Annotated in this window: 1 protein-coding gene; it reads left to right on the forward strand. The window is 68.0% G+C overall.

Annotated elements, in window-relative coordinates; all coding sequences use genetic code 11:
• Nucleotides 1–253, forward strand: a 253-nt coding sequence (locus tag RMT89_RS44385; RefSeq protein WP_315889427.1) for an AIR synthase related protein, incomplete at both ends; no start/stop codon positions are given.

Raw genomic sequence — 253 nt, forward strand, 5'->3', positions numbered from 1 at the left:
CTGGCCATCGTCGGGATGCCGGTGAGCGCGATGCCGGCCGAGATGATCCGCGAGATTTTGCAGGGCGGCACCTCGGTCTGTGCCGAGGCGGGGATTCCGGTGGCGGGCGGGCATTCCATCGACTCGCCCGAACCGATTTACGGGCTGGCCGTGATCGGGCTGGTCGCGCCGGAAAAGCTGCGCCGGAACGGTGGCGCGCGGCTTGGCGACAAGCTGATCCTGACAAAGGGGCTGGGTGTGGGCCTTTACTCGG

This window comes from Streptomyces sp. P17 (assembly GCF_032436805.1).
Classification (GTDB): Bacteria; Actinomycetota; Actinomycetes; order Streptomycetales; family Streptomycetaceae; genus Streptomyces.